The following is a 5148-nucleotide window of genomic DNA, read 5'->3' on the forward strand; positions in this document are numbered from 1 at the left end:
TGGGCGCGGCCGGCGCGGCGACGACCACGGTGCCGGCCCGGCCCCGACCGGCGAGGTGCCCCTCCTCGGTCAGGCGCTGGTACGCCTCGGTGACCACCCCCCGGGAGACGCCGAGGTCGGCGGCGAGCACCCGGGTCGGGGGCAGTCGGTCACCGACCGGCACCCGACCCTCGGCGATGGCCTGCCGCAGCCGGTCGGTCAGCCAGTCGGCACGCCCGCCCGGGGCCGCGTCGGTGATGGTCAGGTGCAGGAAGTCGGAGCCGGCTGATATGGACCCCTCGGACGCCGTCGGTTTGGCTCTGCCCATCGGGCCATTGTGGCAGCAGAGTGAGCAGGAGCCAGACCTGCCAATCGCGCCGGAGGACGATCGTGACCATCCCGTTCCTGCTCACCACGCTGGTCGTGGTGGTCACCCCCGGCACCGGGGTCATCTTCACGCTCTCCGCCGGCTTGTCGCGGGGTGCGCGGGCCGGCGTGCTGGCCGCGTTCGCCTGCACGCTGGGCACGTTGCCGCACCTGCTGGCCGCGATGACCGGGCTGGCCGCGCTGATGCAGACCAGCGCCGCGGCGTTCGAGACCGTCCGCTACCTCGGCGTCGGCTACCTGCTCTACCTGGCCTGGTCCATGGCGCGGGACCGCGACGCCTTCGCGGTGACCACCGACGCCCCACCCCGCTCGGCGATCCGGGTGATCGTGTCCGGGGTGCTGGTCAACCTGCTCAACCCGAAGCCGACGATGTTCTTCGTCGCGTTCCTGCCGCAGTTCGTGGACACCACGGCACCGGGCTCGACCCGGGCGATGCTCGGCTGCGGCGCGGTGTTCATGCTGCTCACCTTCGTGGTGTTTAGCGGCTACGGCATCTTCGCGGCCCGGGTACGCGACCGGGTGCTGACCCGACCCCGGGTCAGCGACTGGCTGCGCCGATCCGCCGCCGGCACGTTCGTCGCGCTCGGCGTGACCCTCGCCCTCACCGAACGATAGGACCACAGTGCAGTTCGAACACTCTCCGCAGCTTCACGACGCGTACCCCGACCTGGTCGCCGGTGTAGTGCAGGCCGCCGGGATCACCGCCACCGCCGACGTGACGGCCCGCACGGCCGATCATCTCGCCGACGCGCGGCGGCGGTTGGCCGGCGGGGCCGAGAGCGGGTTCCCGGAGATCCAGGCGTGGCGGCGGGCGTACGCGGCGATGGGGCTGCGGCCCACCAAGTACCGGTGCGCCGCCGAGGCGCTGCTGCGCCGGCTGCGCCTGGACGGCGAACTGCCCCGGGTGCACCCGCTCGTCGATCTCTGCAACGCCGTCTCGGCCGCGTACGCCATCCCGGTAGCGGTGCTCGACCTGGACCGGGTCGACGGCGACCTGGTGGTCCGGCCGGCACACGGCGACGAGGCGTACCTGAGTTTCGCGGGCGACACCGAGCATCCCGAGCCGGGCGAGGTGACCTTCGTCGACTCCGCCGGGCGGGCGCACGCGCGACGGTGGACGAACCGGCAGAGCGGCTGGTCGGCCGTGCGGGCGGGCACCTCGTCGGTGCTGATCGTCGCCGAGGCGCTGCACCCGGGTGGCGAGCCGGCCGTGACCCGGCTGGTCGCCGACCTCGTGGCGGAGCTGACCGACGGGTGGTCCGCCCCGACGGCCGCCGCGGTGCTCACCGCCGCCGCGCCCCGTTTCCGCACCCCGACGGCCGGTGACGACAGGGGTCAGGCGGTCTCGCCGGGCATCAGGTGACGGTAGCCGGGGACGGTACGCCGTCGACAGACCAGTCGTCGTCCCGGTGGCGATTGGGCCGGCCCTGCCGGGGTAGTGCGGCAGCATGCCACAGCGATACGAGAGCTACCCCCGGATCGCCGTCGTCACCGGCGCGGACTCCGGCATCGGCAAGGCCTGCGCGGTGGCGCTGGCCACGGCCGGCTTCGAGATCGGCATCACCTGGTACGGCGACCCCGACGGCGCCGAGCGGACGGCCACCGAGGTCCGCGCGACGGGTCGGCGCTGCGAGGTCGTCGAGGTGGACCTGACCCGACTGCCGGACGCGGCGGCGGTGGTGGACGAGTTGGCCGACCGGCTGGGCGGCATCGGGGTGCTTGTCAACAACGCCGGCACCGGGGGCTCGACGCCGTTCGTCGACACCGGGTGGGAGCAGTGGCGCGAGGTGCTCGCCGTCGACCTGGACGCGCCCTTCCTGTGCGCCCAGCGGGCCGCGCGACGGATGCGGGCCACCGGCGCCGGCGGGCGGATCATCAACATCACCAGCGTGCACGAGCACGCGCCCCGGGTGGGCTCCGCCGCGTACTGCGCCGCGAAGGGCGGGCTCGGGCTGCTGACCCGGGTGATGGCCCAGGAGTTGGCCGCCGACGGGATCACCGTCAACGCCGTCGCCCCGGGCGAGATCGCCACGCCGATGACCGGTCAGGAGGATGTCGACCCGTTCACCCAGGAACGGCCCGGCGTGCCGCTGGGGCGGCCCGGCGACGCCCGGGAGGTGGCCGCCGTGGTCGCGTTGCTCGCCTCCCCCGCCGCCAGCTACGTCACCGGCGCGTCCTGGCCGGTCGACGGAGGCATGTTGCTGATGGGGCCCCAGGCCGCGGCGTTGACGAACGACGACTGGCGTTCGGTCTGACCAGCACCGGCGGGCGTCATCAGCGCATCGGCGCGGCCGACGCCCGGACGATGTACGCGAACTGCACACCGAACGCCACCACCGCGACCAGCACGCCGACCAGGACCGTCACCTCGCCCCCGCCCCCGACGGTCGTGACCACCAGAGCGATGCCGAGCCCGCCCAGTACCGCGTTGACCGCGCCCACGAGCGCGGCCGTGGTCAGCAGGAACTCCCACCGCCCCGGCCGCGTGCCGACCAGGTTCCAGGCCGTTGTCATGGCGTCCTCGGCCACCACCGCGTCGGCGAAGAAGTCGTGCTCGCCGGCGAGCTGGTGTTGGTAGTAGGCCCGGATGCGCTGGATCCGCCGCAGGTCCAACGAGTTCTCCACGGTGGTCTCCACCAGCCGCAGAAACGTCAGCACCCCGATGATGACAAGCGTCGGCAGCACCGCGGCCAGGTACGGCCGGACCAGCTTGTCGTTGCTGGCGACGAAGCCGAGGCCGATCAGCGCCGCCGACAGCACGGACAGGAAGATGGTGGCGCGGCCGGTGGCCTCGGCGATGGTGCCGGCGCGGGACGTCTGCAACGCGTAGTGCTCGGTGGTCAGGACGGTGAGAAGCGCCTGCTCGCGTTCGCTCTCGTCCACCCCGCCACCCTCTGTGGTCGCACGACTCCGTTACCGTCACCCTATGAGCGGTGCGGCAGGTCCGAGAGGCGAACCAGCCGCTCGGAGAAGGGACAGCGCCCAGCAAAGCGGGCACGTATCCTCCGAACTCCGGTGATCAGCAAGCGGCGGTGGGGCCGACCGACGGCGGAAGGGGACCGGATGCCCGGGTGGGCTGGTCGGGGCGGGCGGCAACGACGCGCCTTCATCGTCGGTGGGGCACTGTTCGCGGTCGCCGTCGTCATGCTGCTGGCCGCCTGGCGCAGCACCGGCTTCCTCAGCGACCTCCTGCTCAACCTCGGGGCCAGCGTCGTCCTCGCGGCCATCTCGTACGTCATCTTCGACCCGATGTTCGAGGAGGCCCGCAAGGCGCGGGTGCAGGAGCACCTCAGCTTCGACCAGCAGGCGTTCGTGACGCGGCTGCACCGCTCCGGTCGGCGGGTGCGCATCCTCGACACCTGGACGATCCTGCTGGAGCAACGGCACCGCGAGGAGACCCTGAGCGCGGTGCGAGCGGCGCTCGCCAACGGCGCCCAGGTGCAGTTGCTCCTGCTCGACCCCGACTGCACCGCCGCCCAGCAACGCTCCGAGGAGCTGGAACGGCAACGGGTGGACGTGCCCCGGCAGATCCGCACCAACCTGCGCCACCTGGCCGCGTTCACCGACGCGCTCGACTCGCGGCTGCGGCACCGCCTGCAGGTGCGGCTCTACGACGCGTCCCCGTCGATCCAGCTCTACCAGTGGGACGGGCGGGCGCTGATCTCGTTCTTCCCGATCGGGAAGTTGTCGTTCAACGTGCCGCAGCTCGAGGTGGACATGGACAGCCCGTGGGGCGGGTTCGTGCACGCCCGGTTCGAGGAGCTGTGGGAGCACGAGCAGGCCACCCTCGACCTGGAGCGGTACTGGTCGGTCACGGTCACGCTGCGCCACGACGAGTCGGACGTGGTCGAGGTACGCGTGCCGTACGTGACGGTGGACGGGCAGCACTACGTCGACTGCCGCGACTTCCGGGTGACCGGGGCGGTGACGGTGCGGGCCGTGCTGCCGCCCCGCGCGCACGGGGCACCCCCTGCGGTGTTCGCGCTGGCCGAGCCCGCCGACGGGGACCGCACCCCGGTCGCCACGGTGAAACGGCACTTCGACCAGAAGTACGGGCATGGCGACGGAGAGCGGGAGCTCTACCGACTGGTTCCGCCGCCGGGTGATGCTCGTACCCCGGCGCCCCGCCCCGCGACGGCCGGTGACACGCACGCACGGTGACCCCCGACCGGACCGGTCGGGTCGGCACCGGAAACAATGGTGTCCGTCCTGATCGACGGGAGGGCCGTAGGCGTGTCGCACCGCACCACACCGCCGTCCGGGGCGGCGCAGCTGCGCGCCGACTGCGGACGCTGCTTCGGGCTGTGCTGCGTGGTGCCCGCCTTCGCCGCGTCGGCGGACTTCGCCATCGACAAGCCGGCCGGCTCGCCCTGCCCCAACCTGCGCCCCGACCACCGCTGCGGCATCCACACCGAGCTGCGGCAGCGCGGGTTTCCCTGCTGCACGGTGTTCGACTGCTTCGGTGCCGGGCAGCAGGTCGCCCAGGTGACCTTCGGCGGGCGGGACTGGCGGGACGCGCCCGAGACGTTGCCGGCGATGGCGGAGGCGTTCGCGGTGCTACGACCGCTGCACGAACTGCTCTGGTACCTGACCGAGGCGGTGGCGCTGCGCCCGCCGGCCGACCTGCGCGCCGAGCTGGAACGCGCCCGCGCCGAGACGTTGACGCTCACCGAGGGTGACCCGGCGCAGCTTCGCGCGGTGGACGTCGCCGGCCAGCGGGACCGGGTCAACCCGCTGCTGTCCCGGGCCAGCGACGCGGCCCGCGCCCCCGGCGGCGCCGAC

Annotated in this window: 6 protein-coding genes and 1 pseudogene; 5 read left to right on the plus strand and 2 right to left on the minus strand. The window is 73.1% G+C overall.

What is annotated here, in order from left to right:
* Positions 1-307 (minus strand): GntR family transcriptional regulator (locus PSH25_RS23355; protein WP_238661108.1); only part of this gene is annotated, 307 nt, incomplete at its 3' end.
* A gap of 62 nt (positions 308-369) precedes the next feature.
* Here PSH25_RS23355 and PSH25_RS23360 point away from each other — a divergent pair.
* The 3 genes from PSH25_RS23360 to PSH25_RS23370 all read left to right on the plus strand — a co-directional run bounded on the left by PSH25_RS23360 (position 370) and on the right by PSH25_RS23370 (position 2621).
* Positions 370-981: a LysE family translocator gene (locus PSH25_RS23360; protein ID WP_238661109.1), complete on the plus strand. Its 612-nt coding sequence runs from the start codon at positions 370-372 to the stop codon at positions 979-981.
* A 7-nt stretch (positions 982-988) separates the two neighbouring features.
* Positions 989-1729, plus strand: coding sequence for a B3/B4 domain-containing protein (locus PSH25_RS23365; RefSeq protein ID WP_238661110.1), 741 nt, complete (start codon positions 989-991; stop codon positions 1727-1729).
* Positions 1730-1814: 85 nt separating this feature from the next.
* Positions 1815-2621, plus strand: a complete 807-nt coding sequence (locus tag PSH25_RS23370; RefSeq protein WP_238661111.1) for an SDR family oxidoreductase — start codon at positions 1815-1817, stop codon at positions 2619-2621.
* Between the two features lie 19 nt (positions 2622-2640).
* Here PSH25_RS23370 and PSH25_RS23375 read toward each other — a convergent pair whose 3' ends face one another.
* Positions 2641-3249, minus strand: coding sequence for a hypothetical protein (locus PSH25_RS23375; protein WP_238661112.1), 609 nt, complete (start codon positions 3247-3249; stop codon positions 2641-2643).
* A 180-nt stretch (positions 3250-3429) separates the two neighbouring features.
* Between PSH25_RS23375 and PSH25_RS23380 the strand changes: the two genes are divergently transcribed.
* Positions 3430-4527, plus strand: a complete 1098-nt coding sequence (locus tag PSH25_RS23380; RefSeq protein WP_238661113.1) for a DUF5919 domain-containing protein — start codon at positions 3430-3432, stop codon at positions 4525-4527.
* Between the two features lie 36 nt (positions 4528-4563).
* Positions 4564-5148: pseudogene (locus PSH25_RS23385) on the plus strand (pentapeptide repeat-containing protein); the annotation flags it as partial.

It is taken from the genome of Micromonospora foliorum, from assembly GCF_022229015.1.
GTDB classification, from domain to species: Bacteria; Actinomycetota; Actinomycetes; order Mycobacteriales; family Micromonosporaceae; genus Micromonospora; species Micromonospora foliorum.